General features: G+C 38.4%; 22 protein-coding genes. All 22 read left to right on the top strand.

Annotated elements, in window-relative coordinates; translation table 11 throughout:
- Positions 1 to 9: 9 nt before the first annotated feature.
- The 22 genes from AC3ANV_RS27875 to AC3ANV_RS27770 all read left to right on the top strand — a co-directional run bounded on the left by AC3ANV_RS27875 (position 10) and on the right by AC3ANV_RS27770 (position 21,271).
- On the top strand, positions 10 to 2,313 hold the full coding sequence (locus tag AC3ANV_RS27875; protein WP_488314390.1) for a phage minor head protein: 2,304 nt from the start codon (positions 10 to 12) through the stop codon (positions 2,311 to 2,313).
- Positions 2,314 to 2,332: 19 nt separating this feature from the next.
- A complete protein-coding gene (locus AC3ANV_RS27870; RefSeq protein ID WP_488314389.1) occupies positions 2,333 to 3,553 on the top strand; it encodes a hypothetical protein in 1,221 nt (406 codons plus the stop codon).
- Positions 3,553 to 3,942 carry a hypothetical protein gene (locus tag AC3ANV_RS27865; RefSeq protein ID WP_488314388.1) on the top strand — a complete coding sequence of 130 codons (390 nt, stop codon included), beginning with the start codon at positions 3,553 to 3,555 and terminating at the stop codon, positions 3,940 to 3,942. The genes AC3ANV_RS27870 and AC3ANV_RS27865 overlap by 1 nt, the downstream gene beginning before the upstream one ends.
- Before the next feature lie 16 nt (positions 3,943 to 3,958).
- The gene (locus AC3ANV_RS27860) at positions 3,959 to 5,017 is read left to right on the top strand and encodes a phage major capsid protein (protein ID WP_488314387.1); all 1,059 of its coding nucleotides are present in this window, start codon (positions 3,959 to 3,961) and stop codon (positions 5,015 to 5,017) included.
- A gap of 35 nt (positions 5,018 to 5,052) precedes the next feature.
- Entirely contained in the window at positions 5,053 to 5,244 is a 192-nt protein-coding gene (locus tag AC3ANV_RS27855; RefSeq protein WP_488314386.1) for a hypothetical protein, read from the top strand.
- 1 nt (position 5,245) lies between these two features.
- Positions 5,246 to 5,653, top strand: a complete 408-nt coding sequence (locus AC3ANV_RS27850; RefSeq protein WP_488314385.1) for a head-tail connector protein — start codon at positions 5,246 to 5,248, stop codon at positions 5,651 to 5,653.
- A gap of 4 nt (positions 5,654 to 5,657) precedes the next feature.
- The gene (locus AC3ANV_RS27845) at positions 5,658 to 6,014 is read left to right on the top strand and encodes a hypothetical protein (protein WP_488314384.1); all 357 of its coding nucleotides are present in this window, start codon (positions 5,658 to 5,660) and stop codon (positions 6,012 to 6,014) included.
- 4 nt (positions 6,015 to 6,018) lie between these two features.
- Positions 6,019 to 6,414, top strand: a complete 396-nt coding sequence (locus AC3ANV_RS27840; protein WP_488314383.1) for a hypothetical protein — start codon at positions 6,019 to 6,021, stop codon at positions 6,412 to 6,414.
- 9 nt (positions 6,415 to 6,423) lie between these two features.
- Complete coding sequence (locus AC3ANV_RS27835; protein ID WP_488314382.1) at positions 6,424 to 6,777, top strand: hypothetical protein; 354 nt, start codon at positions 6,424 to 6,426, stop codon at positions 6,775 to 6,777.
- A gap of 10 nt (positions 6,778 to 6,787) precedes the next feature.
- Positions 6,788 to 6,997: a hypothetical protein gene (locus AC3ANV_RS27830; protein ID WP_488314381.1), complete on the top strand. Its 210-nt coding sequence runs from the start codon at positions 6,788 to 6,790 to the stop codon at positions 6,995 to 6,997.
- Positions 6,997 to 7,815, top strand: coding sequence for a hypothetical protein (locus AC3ANV_RS27825; protein ID WP_488314380.1), 819 nt, complete (start codon positions 6,997 to 6,999; stop codon positions 7,813 to 7,815). The genes AC3ANV_RS27830 and AC3ANV_RS27825 overlap by 1 nt, the downstream gene beginning before the upstream one ends.
- A gap of 23 nt (positions 7,816 to 7,838) precedes the next feature.
- Positions 7,839 to 8,339 (top strand): hypothetical protein, encoded by a 501-nt coding sequence (locus tag AC3ANV_RS27820; protein WP_488314379.1) that lies wholly within the window; start codon positions 7,839 to 7,841, stop codon positions 8,337 to 8,339.
- On the top strand, positions 8,258 to 8,668 hold the full coding sequence (locus AC3ANV_RS27815) for a hypothetical protein (RefSeq protein ID WP_488314449.1): 411 nt from the start codon (positions 8,258 to 8,260) through the stop codon (positions 8,666 to 8,668). The genes AC3ANV_RS27820 and AC3ANV_RS27815 overlap by 82 nt, the downstream gene beginning before the upstream one ends.
- Before the next feature lie 46 nt (positions 8,669 to 8,714).
- On the top strand, positions 8,715 to 11,330 hold the full coding sequence (locus AC3ANV_RS27810) for a tape measure protein (protein WP_488314378.1): 2,616 nt from the start codon (positions 8,715 to 8,717) through the stop codon (positions 11,328 to 11,330).
- Between the two features lie 14 nt (positions 11,331 to 11,344).
- Positions 11,345 to 12,763: a distal tail protein Dit gene (locus tag AC3ANV_RS27805; protein ID WP_488314448.1), complete on the top strand. Its 1,419-nt coding sequence runs from the start codon at positions 11,345 to 11,347 to the stop codon at positions 12,761 to 12,763.
- Positions 12,754 to 14,151, top strand: a complete 1,398-nt coding sequence (locus tag AC3ANV_RS27800) for a phage tail spike protein (RefSeq protein WP_488314377.1) — start codon at positions 12,754 to 12,756, stop codon at positions 14,149 to 14,151. The genes AC3ANV_RS27805 and AC3ANV_RS27800 overlap by 10 nt, the downstream gene beginning before the upstream one ends.
- A gap of 22 nt (positions 14,152 to 14,173) precedes the next feature.
- On the top strand, positions 14,174 to 15,919 hold the full coding sequence (locus AC3ANV_RS27795) for a hypothetical protein (protein ID WP_488314376.1): 1,746 nt from the start codon (positions 14,174 to 14,176) through the stop codon (positions 15,917 to 15,919).
- Between the two features lie 143 nt (positions 15,920 to 16,062).
- Positions 16,063 to 19,620 carry a hypothetical protein gene (locus AC3ANV_RS27790; protein WP_488314375.1) on the top strand — a complete coding sequence of 1,186 codons (3,558 nt, stop codon included), beginning with the start codon at positions 16,063 to 16,065 and terminating at the stop codon, positions 19,618 to 19,620.
- Positions 19,621 to 19,636: 16 nt separating this feature from the next.
- Entirely contained in the window at positions 19,637 to 19,930 is a 294-nt protein-coding gene (locus AC3ANV_RS27785) for a hypothetical protein (RefSeq protein ID WP_488314374.1), read from the top strand.
- A gap of 38 nt (positions 19,931 to 19,968) precedes the next feature.
- The gene (locus tag AC3ANV_RS27780; protein WP_488314373.1) at positions 19,969 to 20,100 is read left to right on the top strand and encodes a hypothetical protein; all 132 of its coding nucleotides are present in this window, start codon (positions 19,969 to 19,971) and stop codon (positions 20,098 to 20,100) included.
- A gap of 71 nt (positions 20,101 to 20,171) precedes the next feature.
- Positions 20,172 to 20,573: a phage holin family protein gene (locus tag AC3ANV_RS27775; protein WP_488314372.1), complete on the top strand. Its 402-nt coding sequence runs from the start codon at positions 20,172 to 20,174 to the stop codon at positions 20,571 to 20,573.
- A complete protein-coding gene (locus AC3ANV_RS27770) occupies positions 20,573 to 21,271 on the top strand; it encodes an N-acetylmuramoyl-L-alanine amidase (protein WP_488314371.1) in 699 nt (232 codons plus the stop codon). The genes AC3ANV_RS27775 and AC3ANV_RS27770 overlap by 1 nt, the downstream gene beginning before the upstream one ends.
- Positions 21,272 to 21,277 lie beyond the last annotated feature (6 nt).

Here is a 21,277-nt window from a genome sequence, read left to right as displayed (position 1 = left end):
GGTGAGATTTTGGGATTACTGAGCTGGTTTAAAAGAAAGCCAAAACAAGATTTAAGACAGACCGTTCAACAAGCAACCATGTCAGCTATATCAAGAAAACGGCTTTATGGTGGCAGAGAAACGCTTGATAAGATTAACACTCTTTCTTTTTGGTATGAGGGTGTTATTGCCAGAAGTGAATTGCGGTCAAAGGATATTATCGAGAAATTAAAAATAGTTCGAGATGTAAATCCTGATGCTTCAATGGCAATTTGGAATGTTCTCCGATTGGCGAATAATGGACATGAATTAGAAGCGGTTACTGCTAACGGCAAGGTTGAGAAGGCTACAAGCGACAAACTGAATACTTTAGCTGGAAAAGTCGGAAAGTTATATGGCGGTGGTGCAGATCAATTAATAAATGTTCTTTTGCTAACTGCTTTTACTCAGGGAGCTATTGCCTTAGAGGTTGAATTATCTGAGAACATAAAAGAAGTTGTGGATTTTCATGCTATCGACCCTTATACGCTTGATTTTAGAAGGAATAAGAATACAGGAGAGCTGGAGCTCGTTCAGAAACAGTCGGATGGTACTTATAAGGTCCTGAATCAAGAGCAAGTATTTTATTATCCAATAGATCCAGACATTGGGGACCCTTATGGAAGGAGTCCTATTTTGCCAGTTTTACAGGTTGTGTTCTTTCAGGCTGAAGTATTAAGAGATTTAAAGAAAGCTGTTCATCATTTTGGTTATGAGCGGTTTGATATTTCGGTAGTTGAGGAAGCCATCATTAACAATATGCCTGAGCATATTAAATCAGGTGGACCCGATGTAATTGCTGATTATGTATCAAGTTATGTGCTAGATATTCAAAATCAAATGAATGATTTGGAGCCTGATGATGATTTTTTCCATACAGACAGTGTAAAAGTGGCAACCGTAGGCGGTTCTGGAAGCCGAAGTATGGATGCTAAAGCGGTGATTGATGTAATTAATCAGCAAATGGTTACATCTATGAAGCAATTACCTATCCTTCTTGGAAGAAATGAGGGTACTACAGAGACTCATGGAACGATTCAGTGGCAAATATATGTAGCTGGTATAGAAAGCATCCAGAGGGCCATTAAGCGTGTTTTAGAGAAGGCTTATAATGTTGCCCTTCAGGTGTATGGAAAACAGCTTTATGCAAGGCTGGAATTTGACCCTATTCGTGTTTATGACAGGAAAGCGGATGCTGAAGCTGAGGAAGTGGAAACAAGAGTTAAAATTCAACAGGTTAATCAGGGTTGGATTACAAATGATGAAGCTTCAAATGACATTGTTGGTCATGATGCGGTAAGTGAACCGAAGCAGCCGACAATTGTAATGAAAGCTAATCCAGACCAAGGGAGTACAGATCCTAACAACCCAGACCAAGGGAATAAAGGTGGAACTAACCAAGCTAGAATCATAAATTTCGGTCAAAAAAAAACGAGAGAATATGATTTTTCGATAGATATTAACCAAAATTGGGCTTCTGATTTAGAAAAAGTCTTGCGTTCGGCTCATGATTCTTTCAAAAAATTCCTTAAAAACCAAAGAAAAGCATATATAGAGCGATTGAAAGAAGCTGATGAAATTCCTTCCCGAATTCTTGCTGATGTTGCAGGGCTGAGAAGTTTTAATAGAGATGACAAGAAAAACCCGACTAAAGAGTTTGAAAAATGGATTGAGATAAATATTTTATATGATTCTTCATACCAAACGGCAAAGGTTGAAGAAACAATAGCGGATGCCATAAGAGAAGCTATTGCGGTTGTTGGAGTTCAAGCACTTCAAGAGATTATTTCGGATATTGATTTTAATATGCAAGACGAGAAATTATTACGATGGCTTTCCAATCGTTCTAAGCGGACTGCTGAATTAATACAGGGTGTTTCTGATGAAGATGTTCTGATGACGCTTTGGGATGTTGTTTATGAAGGACAGTATTCGATTTCTAGGGCTTCAGATGCTTTAAAAGAAGCATTTGCTTTTTCTGAAGGCAGAGCAAACACCATAGCAAGAACTGAAATCATAACTGCTGGTCGTTCTGCTCAGTATTTTGGTGATTTACAATCAGGAATTGTCATTGGTAAGCGGTGGATGGCAGCACTCCAAAAGGGAAGAACAAGGGACTCTCATTTACATGCTAATGGTCAGGTGGTTCCACTTACTGAACCATTTGTCATCAATGGGGAAAGGTTAATGTTTCCCGGTGACACATCATTAGGAGCTTCTGGTGACATGGTAATTAATTGTAGGTGCTATTACGAAAGAATTTTAGAAGGCGAAGAAGATCAGTTAAAAGGATAACTTGAAAGGAGGTGAGAATTTGAACGAGAACGTTAATTTACCTGTTAGAGTTTCAACGGAAACAATCAATGAAGAGACATTAGCTCTCATTAACAGACAATCATTAGAGCCTGTAAAAATGGATGATATTTTTACTTTCAGCGGTATTTGTTCCAACGACCGTATGGATTCATACTTAACAAAGATGGACCCTATTACGACATTGAAAAATTATACTGAAGATTTAAGGGCTGGCACTTCACTTTTACCAGGTCATGATATATCGAAAACTCCTTTTGGTCGGTCTTATGATGGTGAGCTAATCGCTTCCAGTGCTGATAATGAAAATAATTCAGTCCGTGGTCATTGGTACATTTTAAGGGACACTGTAATAAACGGTGAAAATACCAATGATACGATCAGACAGATTAAAGCAGGAATTATCAAAGATATGTCCGTTGGTTTTGGCGGTTCTACTATGTGGTATCGCTGTTCATCTTGTGGCCGTGATGTAATGGATTGGGAGTGTCCTCACTTCCCGGGTCTTGAAGATGAAAACGGAAGAATTTCATTTGCTTGGGTGATGGAAGGGCGATTAAGAGAAGTATCCACTGTTTATAAGGGTGCGACTCCCGGTGCTTTCATTGATAAAGCAAGGCAATATGTAGGGCAAGGAGAACTTGAAAATAAAGCAATAGCAAGACTCGAACGTGAGTATCAGGTCAGATTTGAACTTGATAACAAACGTTCTTTTTTTATGCCAAAGAAGGAGGGAAATACCTTGAATATAATCGATGAATTGAAAAGTGCAATTCGTGAAAACAAAATTGAAAAAGGTAAGATTTATGATTTATTGACTGAGGAAGGTGAGCCGTTCCGTCAACCTGACGATGTTGCCCTAAGAAATGAGTTAGGAAAAGACTTCACTTCAGTCAATGCAGTACGCCAATTGAAGAAAGAAGCTCAACAAGGCAGACGATACCTTGCTGACAGTGTTGATTTGGCTGTTTCTTCAAGGATTAAAGCTCAAGGAGATACATTCAATGCAGAGTCTTATCGCACTATGCTGATGACTTGGGGAGATATTGACGCTATTAAGGAAGAAGCTGAGAGCTATGAGAAAGCAGCTCAACAGCGTTTTACTGGTGGCCGACAAACTGACCCACAAGATCCAGAACCAACACCAAAGGACCCTGAACCACAAAAAGTAGTTCGGGTTGATAACGATAAAATAAATTTCTTCGATGGGAGTGTTGAATAATGACAAGGGTTGGAGGTCAATCACCTGATTCTTATGGTCTTTCGCTAACTGTTACTGTTCCAGCTGCGACTAAACTTTCCCCTGTTGCAGTAAATCAGCCTTTAGTTTGGGGAACTGCTGGTGCTAACCAAGCGGTAAAAGCAGCTGCAGACGCAGTTTTTGATCTTGTTGCAAAACATCCTGTGGAGGATGCTCTTACTCCATTAGGTTGTTGGGTTGCTGGTAGTAAAGCTCGAGTACATGTTTTCAAATACTCAGGAACAGCCCCAACACTTGGCGGTTCTATTGTTGCTGATGGACTTGGCGGTGTAAAAGCGGCTGGTACTGCTAACTACAGTAAGGTGCTTTTTGTAGATACAACAAGAAAATATGTTGAAGCATTAATTTAACTAAGGAGGGAACGCTTTGAATATCTTAAAAATTAAAAACAGAAGCGGTCAGGAAGTCGAAATTGAAGTAGGTTCTGGCCTTCGTGAAGTAATGGCTAAAAAATACGGCTCCAAAGATGCAAATGGTGCGTCCTCTACAGCATATAAGCGTTACCTTTCAGAAAATGGCCTAACAATTAAAGATATTGTTAGAGAACTAGGTTTTGAGGATATTGGTAAGGTTAATGTTCGTGCATTACTTGATAATGACGGTACTAAGCCACTTTTCAACGCAATCATTGAAGATGGTTTACGGATGGGCTTTGAGAAACAATCTAATTGGAATGCTCTTACAGCTTCCACAGTAAATAGTGACCAGCTTTCTCAGCAATGGTATTACCTTGATGCTGATGATCCGGACGATTATGAACTAAGGGATATTGGGCAAGGTGCTCCAATTCCAACAGGTACCATTAAACTCGGAGACCAATCCATCAAAATGTTCAAGCGTGGTCGAGGAATTGAGTGGACCGATGAAGCTAAACGTGCCAATATTGACATGGTTCAATTATGGCTTATGAAACTTGGAAAACAGTTAGGCCGACAATATGAAAATGTTGCTGTTAGTCGCCTGTTAAATGGTTATTTTGCAGATGGTTTTGACGCTGCTCCTACAATTGGGGTTGGAACTGCAAATACTTTAACATTGGGCGATATTTTTTATGCAGCTAAGTATCAAGAGCAGACATTTGGTTTTAATCCAACTTTAGCTGTTATGAACTTAAAGACTGCATTTACAGTAACTAATTTAAAGGACAATGGCTATGCCATGTACAAAAATGAAATGCAAAACGGCAAATTTGCTGATGTAATTAACAACCAGCCGTTTATTTCTAGCCAAGTGCCTGATAACCGAATCATTCTTGTTGATACTTCATTTGCCCTTGTTCGTTATTCTGGTAAGGCTTTTGGTGTTGAATCTGAAAGGTCCGTTAAGACTCAGGTTGAAGGTTCTTACGGTACTGAAATTAGTGAGTTTGTTCCTTTCGAGAAAAACGCTCGCTTGATTCTTACAATCGACCAAGCCCGTGCATAATGTGAAAGCAAACGTCAAATAAGGAGGTAATTTAAATGGCAAAAGCTAAAGAAACTGCTGATGTTGAACCTGTTGTGGAAACGGAACTTTATAAGTTAGCAGATCCTAATACACAATATGCAGAAGGAAATTTTACGCTCGTAGGCGAGCAGGAGAAAGAATTGCCTGAAAATCCATCTTCACAACTTATTGAGCGTATACGCTCAGGCTTTATTCTGAAGGTTTAATATGTTTAAAACAGCAGAGGAAATAAGGGGGCTTTCATCTTTTGACGAGGTGAAGGCTCTTTCTGATTCTCAGATACAGGGCTATATTGATAGGTCAGATTCTTGGATTAGAAGGGCAACAAATAATCCGTTTATTGCTGATTCAACAGAGGAAGCAATACAAAAGGATTTAGGGATTGCTACTTGGTTATTAGTCGAATATTTGTGGTATTGGGACCAATCGGAAACAAAAGAACAATTGATTTCTCAGGATGATAATGTTCATATTGGTACTTTTACTTACACAAGGAAGCCACAAACCGGTTCATATGAAACAGGCATAAAAGAATTGGACGATATATTAAAAGCGTATAAATACAACATCAATACTGGAAATATATTTAGAGTTTCCGGACCTTCGAGGTGTTGATTTTATGAGATTTAGTACTTTACTCGTTCACCGATGTTCATTACTCGCAGTAGGACAGGTGATAGGCAAAGATAGTTATGGTCGGGATATTGTTAGTAAGATTGAACAAAAAAATATCCCTTGTAGGCTTGATAAAATAAGGCAAAGCGTTGTTTATGATGATAAAAGTAATGATTTTACTTATATTCATGAGCTTTATTTTGAAAGTAAAAACGGCATCACCCTTGATACTGAAATAAGAGATATAACAGATAAGAGAGGATACCCTGTTTTGCAGGGTTCTTTTTCTGTTTTAAGTGTGTTACCGATTTATAGCCGTTCTAAGCTTCATCATTATCAAGTCACTGTACAAAGGAAGTGATGTAATGGGCGATATTAATTTTAATATCAAGATTGATGCTAGAATGAAGCACTTTTTCGAGACAGCAGCACCCCATAAATTAGTTGAAGCAAGAAAAGTAGCAGTTGAAACGGCTGGAATGATATGGGCTGATTCTGCTAAGGCAATCACACGGCAAGAAGATCACATTGATACAGGGCTATATATCAACTCAATTGGATATGCCACAGGTTCCCCAGCACAGCCTATCCATGAACTTCAAGAACAAGGGCATAGAACTGTTTTAAAAACAGGGGCGAATGTTGAATATGCTGAGTCATTAGAAAGCAGATATAACATTATGGCTAGAGGTTTAGACAGGGCAACCCCAAGAATAAGAACACAAGTAGCTCGACAGATAAAAAATACATTAGGTTTATAAGAGGTTTTTATGATTGATTATGTAGATCCAATTCCTCCAGTAATCGAAATGTTAAAGGCAATGTTTTCTGAAAGGATTTATGGTAATCACTTTCCTGATAATCCAGAAACACCGTCAGTTTTAGTTAAAAATGCTGGGGGTCTAAATTATACCAGGCTTCAAATCACTGTAAGAGATGATTCAGATATTGATGCTATGTTGCTGTTGATTGATATTATGAACACTCTTGAAAGAAATGCTTCATCCATCGCTTTAAGAGGTGCGTGGATTCAAAGAGAATCAAATCCTATATCGGGTTATGACAAGGATTCAATGAAACATGAAGCATGGTGTTATATGATGATGGAACATTTAGAAGCATAAGGGGGCTCATATGAAGAAAGATATTGTTTTAAAAATTCAAGTTATAGGCCCTGTAGATAAGCAAAATCAGGCTGAAATTCTTCGTTTTTTTAACGATGATGGAAAACCTATTGAAGTTTACAAAGGTCAGATTTTAACGGTTGGTAATGAAATTACTAAGGATGAAGCTTTAAAGCTTTTAGATATTACAACTTGGGAAGTTAAGGAGGTCAAAGAATAATGGCTGATATTTACAAAGTTAATGCAGATAACATAATTGGTGGTCCGGGGCGTTTAGTTTTCAAACCATATGACGGTACTTATCCTAATACGATTGATGAAGTTATGAGCGTAACAGATCCTTATACGCTTACTGCTGGTTGGACTGATTTAGGAGCGACAACTGATGGAATTAAAACTACAAGAGGTTTTGATTCCAATGATTTTGAAGTCGATCAGGTAGTTGGTGCTATTGATTCGGATATTACTTCGTGGACTCACTCACTTGAAGCAACCTTAGCTGAAAATACGGTGGAAAATCGTAAATTAGCATTAATTGGTGGAACAATCGTTGAAACGGCTCCAGTTGTTGGTACTTCCACAACATTGTCAGCTGCTGCAACTTTAAATGCTTCGTCTGTAGCGGTTACTTCAGCAACAGGATTAACTGTAGGTAAATTTGTAAAAATTACTGAAGGTGCTAAAACAGAAACAAAGCAAATCACTAAAGTACAAGGGAATACACTTTATTTATCAAGTCCTTTGAAAAATGCTTACACTACTGCAGCTACTGTAGCTCCAGTAACAACTTTAGGGTATAAGAAGATAGGTTTTGGTACCGTTAATAATGTTCCTCTAAACACATATGCTTTAATTTCCCAAAAGAAAGACGGTTCTCTCTATATGGCAGTCATTAGAAAGGCGAAAGTAAGTGGCGATGATAAAGAACTGACTTACGGTAAAGAAAAACGCCAAATCCCTCTAAAATTAACTGCCTATCCTGATAGTACCCAAGCTCAAGAAGAAAATGTTTATTATGAAATCGAACAAGTGATTTAATCTAATAACAAGGAGCCTGCAAAGTGGAGAATATATTGAAACAAATTGATTTTGATAAAAATATTGGTCAGGTAACTTTGACAAACGGTGAGCGGTTAAATGTTCCGAAAATCAGTATGATGAAGATCTTCAAGATTGTAAAATTTCTTGGCATGGATGCCACAAAGCTTTATAACGAAATGAAAGATGTTGTGAATGACCCTAATTTGGACGAATTCACGAAAATATCCATCATTTTCGATAGTTTGAAAGAGGAACAATTAATTCGCATCTTTTCTATTTTGCTTGATTTAGAGGATGAACAGGCGTTAAACCTCGATCTAAACGAAATGCTTGATGTTGTTTTAGTGTATCTGGAGAAAACAAACATTGCCAAAACTTTTACACAAGTCCGTCAGATTTACCAGAAGATGTTCAATCGGGAACTGCCGGACTTAGCGAAATGGTTCAACGAGAAGCAGGAGTCAGTGAAAGCCCTTCAGGAAATGAAGGAGAAAGCCCTAGAAGCTGGGAATCTTTCATAAAAAGTATGGTTTTTAAATTGGAAACGGTCAGCAGTCATTTTGGGTATCAAGAAGAATATGTACTTGAACATACTCCAGAATGGGTTGACAGAAAATATTGGCAATCCATGAAAGAAAAATGGGAAAACAGCCAAGCGAGGGTAATTGAAGGCTTTAAGTCTTTTGCTATGTTAGTAGACAGTGTGTTTAATAAGGGTGCCAATTTTTCTGAATTTGTTCAGGAATCTTTTGAGCAAGCCATTACAAATCAAGTGATACAGGAAGAAAAGGAATCCAAATTTGTTAAAACTCAATGGTGGAAGCCAACTCAAGAAAAGTCCTCTGAATAAGGGGGCTTTTTTCTTTATTTACCTCTAAATAAAAGGAGGTGGGATTATGTCAGATGTAGGTTCAGCAAATATAGAAATTACGGCCGATGATTCGAGGGCTCAAAGGACCATATCAGGATTCTTAGGTACATTTAAGAAAATCGGGAGCATAGCCACTGGGATAGCTGGTGGATTCGCTATATTTGAAACAGCAAAAAACGCAATAGCAGGAGTTTATGAATCAACCATTGGGGCTAATGCTTCAATGGAGTCATATCGAAATACTTTAGCTACTGTTCTTCATTCGTGGAGTAAGGCAGATGAAACTTTAGCATGGGTTAAGCAGTTTGCAGCTGCTACTCCTTTTGAAATTCCTGAGCTGGTCGAAGCCACCACGAAATTAGAAACATACGGAATTAAAGCAAAGGATACGCTTGGTGATATTGGAGATATGGCTTCTGTAATGGGTAAGCCATTAGATCAGGCAGTCGAGGCAATTGCCGATGCTCAGACCGGGGAACTTGAGAGATTGAAAGAGTTCGGGATTACTAAGCAAATGCTTATAAATAAATCGGCTGAATTAGGTAAGAAAGAAATTGTTAATGCTTCAGGTCAAATCACTGATATGAAAGGCTTGAATGAAGCTTTATTTGCTATTATGCGTGAGCGTTATCATGGTGGGATGGATTTACAGTCGAAAACATTCAAAGGTATGCTTTCAAATGCTCAAGACTCAATGGGTCAAATAGCGCAAATAATGTCACGACCTTTATTTGATAAGTTAAAGCAGGGGCTTTCGGATTTACTTCCTATCATGTCAGCTGCTCAACAAGCCGTAGTAGGAAATTGGAAAGGTGTTCAGGAAACACTTCAGGGGTCTTTTAGCGCGGATTTTGCTTTAAAAATCGAGAATGTTTTCCTATTGGTTGCTTCTATGGGTCATAGGGTCATGGAAACTTTCACCCAAATGAAGCCTTCAATCGATAATTTAAAGCAAGTATTTATTAATTTAGCTCCGATAGCTCAAGCGGTGGGAATAGCGTTTTTATTTGCTTTCGATAAATTAACAGCAGTCCTTCCAATTGTCGTAAATTGGATTACTTCCGTAGCAGCTCAGTTAACTTCGTGGGAAGGATTTATTCCAATTGTCGCAGGTTTAGCGGCTGGATTTGCTACTTTTAAAACGCTCATGTTTATTGTAGGAGTATTCGGTCAGATTAAGACTGCAATTAATGCTGTAAAAGGAGCTATGCTTTTGTTAAATGCTTCTTTCCTAGCTAACCCGATTGTATGGATTGTGGCTATATTAGTTGGTTTAGGTGTTGCCCTATATGTTGCCTACCAAAAATCTGAAACGTTCAGAAATGCGGTAAATTCATTGTGGCAAGGTATTCAAACAGGGTGGTCAGCCTTCCTTAGTTTCTTTACTACAACCTTACCAGCTTGGGTTCAAAGCGTGATTTCTTGGTTCCAAAATCTTTGGGCCAGCATTTCAGCGTCAACATCGGGCTTTATAAGTGGAGCCGTTTCGTTATGGACTTCTTTTACTACTTGGGTTTCGGCCATAGTTTCATCTTTCGTTACAATGTGTGTTGGATTTTTTACTCAATTAGGTTCTCAAATAATGGCGGTACTTCAGCCTTTTATCACGTTCTATGTTAATTCATGGCAAAATCTTAAACTATTAGTTCTTGGAATCGTTGAGGTTTTTCTTTCGATCATAACCGGAGATTTTGAGGGTTTTAAACTGGCCTGTTTAGCAATCGTCACGGCTTTTCAAAGGCAATTTGTTAATGTCTGGACTTTAATAAGTACGGTTGTTATGGGAATCGTAAATGCTTTTGTTGGTATGGTAGTAAATGCGTACAATTCCTGTAAATCATGGATTCTTAGTACAGTAGAATCTATTAAATCTGGTACGGTTAATGGATTTAATGCCCTGAAAAATGGTGCGGTTTCTGCCGTTACAGGGTTAGTTTCATCCGTGACTAATTTCTTTAAGAATCTGTATTCGAGTACGACAAGCACAGTGAGCAGTATTGGTTCAGCGGTATCAAATGGTTTTATTAGTGCTAAAAATGCTGCTGTTAGTGCGGTTTCAGGTCTTGTTTCTAGTGTTGCCAGTTTTATAGGAAGTATACCTGGTAAATTCGTAGAAATGAAAAATAAAGTTGTTTCAACAGTAAGCAGTATTGATTTGTATTCAATCGGTAAAAACATTGTTCAAGGCTTAGTAAATGGGTTAGGCAGTATGCTAGGAACAATTCAGAAAAAGGCTCAGGAAATTTCAAATGCAGTAAAAGGTGCAATTAAGGATTCATTGGGAATTCATTCACCTTCAAGGGTTGCAATTTGGTTAATGGAGCAGTTCGGAAAAGGGATGACAATAGGATTAGATAATTCTATAAGCGGAATTGAAAGAAAAGCTGGAAATGTAGCTCAGGCTGCTTTAAATGCTGTTCCTTCATTTTCTCCAGTAGCAAATATTCCGATGGCAGGTCAATTGGGCAATACGGTTTCTTCTTTACTGAATAAGAATGGAAATTCAGGCGGACCAATTGAAATAACCATCCATAATGTTACGGAATTGGATGGAAGGGAAGTAGGAAGAAGCACGTATAAGCATGTTACTGAATTTCAGCAACTAGAGGACAATAAGAGACGAAGTTTCGAAGGGAGGTAGTTTAATTGTCTGGAATGACCTTCAATGGTATTAAGAAGGATTATTTAACAGTACTTAGGGGCAGAAAACGACCTCCTTGGGCTCCTGTAAAACGTAATATCATCACTGTTCCCGGTAAGGCAGGGGGTTATCTTGAAAGCACAGATACCGAGATTAGAAATGAGGATGTTCCTGTTCGTATCGTTGCAAATGATATGGCGGACCTTCAAAAGATAAAAGAAGATCTGGCACAATGGCTTATTACTGAGCAACCTAAAGAATTAATTTTTGATGATGAACCTGACAGAATTTATTATGCGGTAATTGATGGCAGTCTTGACCTTGATGAAATCGTTAATCGAGGGAGGGGAGTCATCAATTTTATTTGTCCTGACCCTTATAAATATAGTAGTGCTGAAAAAAAGGTGAATTTTGCTAACATTTCTACATTTAAAGTAGGTGGATCGGTGGAAGCGGAACCGATTATTACATGTACAGTAAGCAAAGATTCTACTTATATAGCGGTTTCGGATGGAGATAAAATAAACCTTATCGGAAATCCTGTTAAGCAGGAAGAAACGCCTTTTGACCCTCAAACTCCTATTTATATTGGGGCGTGTAATTCCTTAACAGGTTGGACAGTATCTTCAGCAACAAGTGTGGAAAGCTCGGATATTACAGGGACATTAAAAACTGATGGATCCGTGTTTTATACAGATAATTATGGTACATCTCCAATATGGCATGGGCCAGCAATGAAAACTAGCTTAGGTTCAGCCGTTCAAGATTTTCGTTTTGATGTTGGATTTTCACAGACAGTTAAAGGTAATAATCAAGCTGGCGGTATTGAAGTTTCTTTATTAGATGCAAGTAATAGAATTGTTGCAAAACTCGCAATGACAAAGCATTTTGGCGGTCTGAGTACCCTCTATTCAAGGCTACGAGCTGGAACAGCCAATAGTGGATATGATGTTATCAATGAAGGTGGGCAAGCCAACTTCCAGAACGCTTTTGAGGGAGTGTTTAGGATGTACCGACAAGGCAATGTCTGGACAGCTCAAGTCTTTAAATTAGTGAATGGAAAGTTTCAATCTCCGATTACTAACACATGGACGGATACTGCTGGAATTGCTTCTGCAGCTGTTACCCAAGTTCAAGCAATGGTTATACAACGTGCTAGTTTTCCAGTTTTAGAGCAAAAAATCGCGGATATTAATGTTTATAGATTAAATAATCCTTCAGCAAATCAAGTGCCGATTCTTGCTCGTGCAGGGGATATTATTGAGTTTAATCATCAAGACGATGTTATTAGGCGTAATGGCGAGGACATTACAAAAGATAAAGCGTTCATTGGTGAATACTTTCCTTTGTTGCCGGGCGATGTATCAATTACCACTGAACCAGCGGACTCAATTTCTAATGTAGAAGTTAGGTGGCGTGAACGATGGCTCTAATCCATATATTAGATAAGCAAACAGATCAAATTCTAGGTACTTTAAACAGTGATAAAGCTGAATATTTGGAAGCCAAAAGAACAGATACCTTAGATAATCAGAACACTTTTGATTTCACGGCAAATGCAAAGGTTAATAAAGCAAGTTTATTAGAAAAGCGAAACCGTCTCGTCATTCAAGATGAGGACGGTTTTTTTCGTGAATTTATCATTACTTATGCAGAAAAGCATAACCACAGTGAAAAAATTGTTCAATCTAATGCCAGTTTTATAGATTTAGCAAAGGCGAAAACGATTGAGCCACAAACATTGCAAAGCGCGACTTCGGCTTCTGCTACAGAATTTGCTTTGTTAGGTACTGAATGGCAACCGGGCGTTATTGAGTATACGTTTATTAGAACGATTCAGATTGAAGAATATACAAATCCTCTTGCTCTTTTAAGGAAAATTGCGTCCACTTTTGACTTAGAAATCCGTTATAGAGTAGAGATAGAGGGGAATAAAATCACAGGCCGTTTTGTTGATATGGTAAAACAAATAGCTGGCTTTGAAGGTAAAGAATTCAATTTCGGTAAAGACATAGTAGGAATCAACAGAAAAGAGGATAGCAGTCAGATCGTTACAGCTCTTTTGGGTTTAGCTCCAGAAAAAAATGATGGTACTCGATTAACTGTGTTGGTTGAAGATAAGGATGCTCTGCAACGATGGGGGAGAAATGGACAACATTTAATAGAAACATATGAACCTCAATCGTCTGATACAGAAATGACTCTAGATTCATTACGGACTTATACAGAAAATGAATTAGAAAAACGCATAGATGCGGTTGTTTCTTATGAATGTGAGGGTATTTCTCTTGAAAATGTATTCGGGCTTACTCACGAAAAAATTCGAATAGGGCAAACGGTTAGGATTAAAGATGACGGATATGTACCTCCTCTTTATTTAGAGGGTCGCATTTTGGAAGTTCAAATTGACATCATTAAAAAAAAAGTCCTGTCTTTTAAAATCGGGAGCTTTATTGAATACAATAAATCGGATTTAGAAAATCAGATTGCTCTTCTTAAAAAATCCATGAATGAAAAGGTCAGAGAAGTAGAAAAGAATGTCGTTTACAAAGTTGAAGTTTCGAGCTCTAATGGGCTCATTTTTAAAAATAATTTAATAAATTCGGTTTTAAGCGCAAAGGTTTTCAGAGGGAAAGACGAAATTACAAGTACACTTTCAAATGCAGCGTTTACGTGGAAGAAATACGATAAAGATGGAAATTTAGATATTGCATGGAGCTCTGGACATGTTGGTTCTGGAAAACAAATAGTTGTAACAAACGTTGATGTGGTAGCAAAAGCGACATTTGTATGTGATGTTGACGTAAGTTTAACAAATTAAATTTCATAGGTGGGGGTCATTTATGGCAGTAATAGCTTCAGGACAAATAACCGTTGTCGATATTAATGATAGTAAGCAGCTTCAACTTTATGTAAGTTCAAATCAACCAAAAACACAAATTTATAATCCAAACAATACCTCATATACTCCAAACTGGCCGACAAGTAAGCCTGTATTGACTCCACAGTTATTTATTGCAGGAACGGCTACAGATATTATTTCAAGTGCAAAATCAATTAAATGGTATGTTGATGGTACAGAGCTAACAGCGAGTACAGCCGATTACACTTTAGCTTCAACAGGCGTAAAAACGTTAACCATTAACACAAACGTTCTCGCATCTGTTAACTCAAAAATTTTCGTGTGTGAGGTAGTTTACACAGATCCAGACACAAATTTTGATGTTACTGCAAAAGCTGACATTGAATTTGTAAAAGTTTCATCAGGGCAAACAGGTCCTACAGGTGCCAGTGCGATTATTGGGGTTTTAAGCAATGAAACTCAAGCAATACCAACAGATTCAGCAGGAAATAACGGTAACTTTGCAGGGGCAAGTACAACATTAGCAATCTACGAAGGTGCAACGGATACGACAGCATCTTGGACAATATCCCAAGTAAGAAGTAACGTAACTGTGACCGAAGCAACAACAAGTAAAACGGCTACTGTCACAGCAATGAGTGCTGATTCTGGTTATGTTGAGTTTACAGCATCGAAAAGCGGATATGCCAATGTTGTCAAAAGGTTTACATTAAATAAAAATAAACAAGGTATCACAGGTAATACAGGTTCGACTGGTGCAAGTGCAACGGCTTACTGGTTGGTCACTGATGTTTCGGCTATTCAGAAAAATATTTCTAATGTGTATACTCCAGCAAGTATTAATCTCACATCAAAATCCCAAGTAGGTGCTGGATCACCAGGAAACTATGCAGGGAGATTTATCATAGCAGAAACAACAGATGGAACGACTTATACTGACAAATATACAAGTGCAGCTGATGAAGCAACAAAAGCATACACGCCAAGTGCAGGAATTAAAGCGCTAAGGGTAAGAATGTATTTAGCAGGAGGAACGACTACTCTATTAGATGAACAAGTGATTCCAATTGTTGCCGATGGTGCGACAGGTTCAACAGGACCAACAGGGCAAAATGCAATTAACGCAGTAGTGTGGACACCTGACGGTAATGTTGTGAGAAATTCAGCTGGAAGTTTAACAGCGAAAATCGATGTGTATAGTGGCTCAACTAAAGTTACTCCAACAGCCTTTAAGTGGTATATCCAAGATCCGACTGCAACGACTTCAAGCGGTGGAGATACTGACGGAGGAAACGGTTGGAGATTACTTAATGCCACATACAATGCTGGAACAACAGGTTATACAACAGACACACTGACAATCCCAGCTTCAGCTATTTTAAGCGTGGCATCGTTTAAATGTGTAGCAACTTATAACTCACTTAAATATTCAGATGTATGTACAGTAGTCGATGTTTCGGACCCTATTCAGGTGGTTGTAACCGGGACTAATGTATTTAAAAATGGTGTCGGCACCGTAACGTTGACAGCAAAATTATACAGAGCAGGAGTGGAGATTGATTCTGCTGGGAATCAAGGCTACACATACACTTGGTCTTTATACGACAGTGCAAATGTCAAAAATACAACTTGGAATACAACTGGAAGTAAAACAGGTAAAACTATTACAGTAGATTCAGCGGACGTCAATGTTCGAGGAAATGTAGTCTGTGAAGTTTCAAAGTAGACTAATTACACTTACACCTTGAAGCAAGGAGGTGAGGAACGATGGCTGTTTTAGCAAGTGGTCAATTGTCACTTACTAATTTGAATGACGGTCAATCCCTTTATACTTGGGTGAAATATGCAGATGATGCTTCAGGAAAAAATATGAGTGACACGCCAACAGGAAAAGCCTATATCGGTATTGCTTACAATAAGACTTCAGCTACTGAGAGTACGGTTGCGTCAGATTATAGCTGGTCGTTAATCAAAGGTGACCAAGGGATTCAGGGACCAACAGGGGCGAATGGTCAAACTTATTGGACATGGGTAAAATATGCAGATGATGCTTCAGGAAAAAATATGAGTGACACGCCTGATGGTAAGCGTTATTTAGGGCTTGCTTACAACAAAACAACTGCAACGGAATCTAATGTGGCTTCTGATTATAGTTGGTCTCCTTTGTATGACAATGTTGTGGTAGGCGGAGTTAACCAATTATTAAAGACAGGTTTTTACGGAAACTCTCATAATTTGGGAGGAAATGTAGGTACAGGGGTCATTACCACTGTAACGATCAATGATGATACGGAATCACCAACAGGAAAATCATTAACGATAGCAAGAACTGATGCGACAACTACAAGTGGTGGTAGATATTGGACGCGTGGCGCGGCTTCAGTCACAGGTCAAATTTACACTTGGTCAATTTGGGTAAAGGGAACTGGAGTGTGGACAGTAGGGGATGAAAGAGGCGGTCAGAAATCAATTACATTGACTGACACTTACACTAAATACACGCTAAGTTATACGGCAAACAGTAGTCAGTATTCCCAATTCACTTTCTACACAACTACTTTAAATGGCACTATTACTTTCCATTCTCTTAAATTAGAAACCGGAAATGTTCCTACTGAATGGACACCAGCATTATCAGACGGACAAACTGTAACAGCCGTATTGAGTAACGATTCTCAAGCAATCCCGACTGATAGTGCAGGAGATAACGGTAACTTTAGTGGTGCTGTTACTACTATGTCTGTATTTGTAGGTTCTATTGATGATTCTACAAACTGGACGGTATCGGCTACTGCAGGAACAGGTGTTACGGGTTCTTTGTCAGGTAAAACCTATACAGTAACAGCAATGTCAGTAGACACCGGTTATGTTGATCTTACAGCTAGTAAATCAGGCTTACCATCGATTACAAAAAGATTTAGTTTAAGTAAGGCAAAGCAGGGTTCCACTGGAGCCACTGGTTCAACAGGTGCCACAGGATCAGCAGGTCAAAATGCAACTGCTTACTGGTTAGTAATGAGTGTGCCAGCAATTGCAAAATCAATTTCAGCTGTTTACACACCAGCATCAATTACTGCAACTGGTAAATCACAAACAGGTACTGGTACACCAGCTGACTATGCTGGCAGATTTATAATTGCTGAAACAACCGATGGAGCAGCATTCACTGATAAATATACATCTTCAGCAAATGAAATTTCTAAAACGTATACACCTTCAGCTGGAATAAAAGCAGTACGTGTTCGTTTTTATCTTGCTGGCGGAACTTCTACTTTATTAGATGAACAAACCGTTCCTATTGTGAGTGATGGTGCAACAGGTGCAACGGGGCCAACAGGACCACAAGGGACAACAGGAGCTACAGGTCCCCAAGGTCCAACTGGTGCCACAGGTCCCCAAGGGCCACAGGGTAACACAGGACCAACAGGGCCACAGGGTCCCCAAGGTGTAATGGGTCCAAAAGGTGCTCCCGGTCAATATAATCTTTGCGAAAATCCTGATTTTGAAGGGGATGCAGCTGGGGCAACTCCTGCATATTGGCAAAGCGGTACTAATTTAAGAGTTAAAGATACATCCACTTGGATAGGTTTAGAGAGTAACGGTTCTAATCGAGCTTTAGAAATCGATGCTAGAAACGGTTCTAATTCGGACGCTTATGCGTTAAATCTATTTGCTGTAGTACCAGGGCAAACTTTCTATCTAGAAGCCGATGGTAAATACTTAAATACTGCTGGTTCTGGTTATGGACGAATAGGGTTTAGAGAGTATGATGCTAAAAAGGCAGCTATGAGTTCATGGAAAGAAGCTATTAACTGGTCAGGAACCAAATCAAGTAACTATTCAAGAAAGTCTGGAACTTATACAGTACCAGCAGGAGTTTACTATTTATTATTGTGGGTTTCTTTCTCGAATAACGCCGAAGCAACCAATAAATTCTATATTGATAACATCATAGTAATGCAAATGGTTGGAACTGAATTACTTAAAGCTAATTCCGTTACCTCGGATAAAATATTCGTAAATACTTTATCAGCTATTAAAGCTGATTTAGGAATCATAACAGCTGGTGAATTACAGGGTGTCATCCTAAAGTTAGGTCAAATTGGAAATAACGGAGATCTTTCAGTTTGGGCAGACATCGATAATGATTCTGTGCTTGAGATAGTCGGTAGGATAGACATAAGTGGTGCTTACTTCCCAAATCTGAGTGCCGATAACATAAACGGTAATGTTGTTAATGTATACAAAGGCGGAACAACCAATGTATATTTTGATACTTCAGCTGGTAATGACGCAAATAACGGTTCATCTTACGCTTTGGCAAAGAAAAATGTACAAGAATACATTAATAATTTACCAAAAAATCTAGGTGGGGCATCAATTGTTATCAATATTAAGGGTAACGTAACTGGCGGTCTATATGTAAATGGCTTCCATAACGGAGACTTATTAATATCAGGTGATCAAACCTCTGGAGCACCTCGTTATAAGATGTATGGATATATCGCCTATACAAACTGCTTTGCTGGAAAATTCCTATTGCAACTATTCGATGTTATTTATGATGCTTCTTCTAATACCACAGGAAGAATGGTTCAGGCATACCACTGCTCTCACGTACAGTTTTATAGTGTTAAGTGTTATGGCGGTGGTGCTTGTAATCATGGATTTTGGATAGAAGATTCCAGATTCGCTTTGGGCGAATGTCATGTCTACAATATCACTGACCGTGGTTTATATGCATCACGAATGAGTCATGGATATGTGGTTAATAATCATGGGGTTGCTCCAGTTTCTTTTCTAGCAGATGAAGGGTCAATCATCACAGGTACAGGAACTCGATGGAGTGGTTCGATAGCGCGTTGGAATGGTTCACAAGTAGGAGCTCAAGTGAGTACTGGAGGTACTTGGGTTGCAGATCCGTGGACTATTGACCAAGCGGAAGGTACACCTGTAAACCCTTCACCACCATCTCAAAAATCACTTACTGTTTCAGCTTCTACTGGAGATAACTATTCATCACAAGGATTTTGGACCAATGATGAAGTTAAACAAGGGGATTACGGTTACGGAAATAGAACTGGAATTTGGTACTTCGATTTATCGGCAATCAAAGGAAAAACAATTGATTCAGCTACTATGACTATTTACCGAAATTCAGGTGGCGCAAGTGCAGCCAGAACATTGAGGTTAGTAAGTGCTAGGAATAATACTCGTGCTACAAGGTCAACAACAATAAATAACTCAACCAATGTAACCACGGTTTCAATAGCGGTAGGTCAAACTGTTACCGTAGATATTAAAGCACTTCTTCAAAACAATATCGCTAGTGGAATTGATACAACCATTGGATGTTATACAACCACAGGGGGTACAGATTATATGAGTTTAGGGGTAACTCCTACACTTAATATTAACTATCATTGATGAAAGGTATGGGTATATGAAAATAGCTTTTTATAATGTAGATGGTGTTTTAGTAACTGTTTATGAAAATATTAAAAATCCACAGTTTATTTCAGGTAAATTAGTGTTTGATGAAGGGGAAATTGATGGATTAGAGGATAGGAATATTCTTTTGAATGATGAAGATACCCCTCCAGTACTTTTAGCTGACGCTAAACTTATTGATAAAAAAGGAACTGTTCCAATTGTTTTGACGGAAAGAGAAGAAAATATAAAAAGACTTACAGATTTAGAGAATGCTTTAATAAGCGTAATGGATTTATTACCGTAATAAATCCATTTTTTTATTACTTGAAAGGGGGTGAGAACATGTACGGATTCATTTTGAATATGTGGGTATTCAGAAGGATAGATGAAGCTAAGGTGCGCAGCTATGTTACTAAAGGGTTCATTACTCAGGAAGAAGCAGATCAAATATTAGCAACACCACAAAACGCATAATAAGCGTTTTTTTATTTTGAAAAAAATCGGAGAGTCATTTAATGACTCTCTTTTTATTTAGGGGGAGAAAAATGAGCTGGGAAGCTTTTTATAAAATTTCATCAACATTTATTGGTGTTTTCGTAGGTTGGGCATTTGGGGGGTGGAGTGTTTTGTTGCAAATTTTACTTGCCTTTGTAGTTATTGATTACCTTTCAGGAATGCTTGCAAGTGGGGTTGAAGGCAAGTTAAGTAGCAAAATAGGATTTAGAGGAATTGCGAAAAAGCTCATGATTTTTTGCTTAGTAGCAGTTGGTCATTTAGTGGATAAAGCAATTGGTCAAGGTCACATATTAGGTGACGCAATTGTGTTTTTTTACTTAGCAAATGAATTACTTTCCATTATTGAAAATGCTGGTAGAGTAAATCTTCCTGTTCCGGAACAAATCAAAAGTGCTGTAGAAATTCTAAAAGGTAAAGGAGATAGTAAATAATGTTTAAAATTTCTTTAGATGCAGGACATGGTATTAATACGGCTGGAAAGCGTACTCCAGACAATAGTTTGCATGAATGGCAGTTTAATAGTGCCGTTGTTGGTTATATAGTTAATGAATTAGCAAACTATGAGAATGTGGCTACACTTCGTGTTGATGATCCAACAGGAAAAATTGATGTGCCTTTACAAGACCGTACAAATCGTGTAAATAATTGGGGTTCTAATGTTCACGTATCCGTTCATGCTAATGCAGCTGGTGATTGTTGGAGTAGTGCACATGGAATTGAGACCTTTGTTTACAAGTTTAAATACGCTGAAGCGGTTGCTTTAGCTAATAAGGTCCAATCATCCCTAGTGTCTGCTACAGGATTAACCAATAGGGGAGTTAAAGAAGGGGACCTTCATGTATTGCGAGAAACCAGAATGACTGCTATCCTTTGTGAGTGCGGATTCATGTCAAATCATGAAGAAGCGGACCTTCTAAAAAGCGAAGATTACCGTAAGAAAGTGGCCTTGGCTATTGTAAGTGGTTTAGCTGCTCAATATGGTTTAAAAAAGAAAGTTGTTTCTTGTAATCCTGATAATACCCCCTTCAGAGTAATTGCGGAAAACATCACATATGCTCAAGCGAAAGAAATGGTAATTTTGCTTCAGCAAAAGTATCCTAAAGGTAAAATATATGGACAACAAGTATAAGGATGA

This window comes from Neobacillus sp. DFD-2R, assembly GCF_057747865.1.
This window is presented reverse-complemented; position numbering and strand designations above follow the sequence as displayed.

Bases quoted from the DNA above. Each gene is read 5' to 3' on its own strand.
- AC3ANV_RS27865 (WP_488314388.1), top strand. From the start codon at position 3,553: ATGACAAGGGTTGGAGGTCAATCACCTGATTCTTATGGTCTTTCGCTA.
- AC3ANV_RS27855 (WP_488314386.1), top strand. From the start codon at position 5,053: ATGGCAAAAGCTAAAGAAACTGCTGATGTTGAACCTGTTGTGGAAACG.
- AC3ANV_RS27850 (WP_488314385.1), top strand. From the start codon at position 5,246: ATGTTTAAAACAGCAGAGGAAATAAGGGGGCTTTCATCTTTTGACGAG.
- AC3ANV_RS27845 (WP_488314384.1), top strand. From the start codon at position 5,658: ATGAGATTTAGTACTTTACTCGTTCACCGATGTTCATTACTCGCAGTA.
- AC3ANV_RS27840 (WP_488314383.1), top strand. From the start codon at position 6,019: ATGGGCGATATTAATTTTAATATCAAGATTGATGCTAGAATGAAGCAC.
- AC3ANV_RS27835 (WP_488314382.1), top strand. From the start codon at position 6,424: ATGATTGATTATGTAGATCCAATTCCTCCAGTAATCGAAATGTTAAAG.
- AC3ANV_RS27830 (WP_488314381.1), top strand. From the start codon at position 6,788: ATGAAGAAAGATATTGTTTTAAAAATTCAAGTTATAGGCCCTGTAGAT.
- AC3ANV_RS27825 (WP_488314380.1), top strand. From the start codon at position 6,997: ATGGCTGATATTTACAAAGTTAATGCAGATAACATAATTGGTGGTCCG.
- AC3ANV_RS27815 (WP_488314449.1), top strand. From the start codon at position 8,258: ATGGTTCAACGAGAAGCAGGAGTCAGTGAAAGCCCTTCAGGAAATGAA.
- AC3ANV_RS27810 (WP_488314378.1), top strand. From the start codon at position 8,715: ATGTCAGATGTAGGTTCAGCAAATATAGAAATTACGGCCGATGATTCG.
- AC3ANV_RS27805 (WP_488314448.1), top strand. From the start codon at position 11,345: ATGACCTTCAATGGTATTAAGAAGGATTATTTAACAGTACTTAGGGGC.
- AC3ANV_RS27800 (WP_488314377.1), top strand. From the start codon at position 12,754: ATGGCTCTAATCCATATATTAGATAAGCAAACAGATCAAATTCTAGGT.
- AC3ANV_RS27795 (WP_488314376.1), top strand. From the start codon at position 14,174: ATGGCAGTAATAGCTTCAGGACAAATAACCGTTGTCGATATTAATGAT.
- AC3ANV_RS27790 (WP_488314375.1), top strand. From the start codon at position 16,063: ATGAGTGACACGCCAACAGGAAAAGCCTATATCGGTATTGCTTACAAT.
- AC3ANV_RS27785 (WP_488314374.1), top strand. From the start codon at position 19,637: ATGAAAATAGCTTTTTATAATGTAGATGGTGTTTTAGTAACTGTTTAT.
- AC3ANV_RS27780 (WP_488314373.1), top strand. From the start codon at position 19,969: ATGTACGGATTCATTTTGAATATGTGGGTATTCAGAAGGATAGATGAA.
- AC3ANV_RS27775 (WP_488314372.1), top strand. From the start codon at position 20,172: ATGAGCTGGGAAGCTTTTTATAAAATTTCATCAACATTTATTGGTGTT.
- AC3ANV_RS27770 (WP_488314371.1), top strand. From the start codon at position 20,573: ATGTTTAAAATTTCTTTAGATGCAGGACATGGTATTAATACGGCTGGA.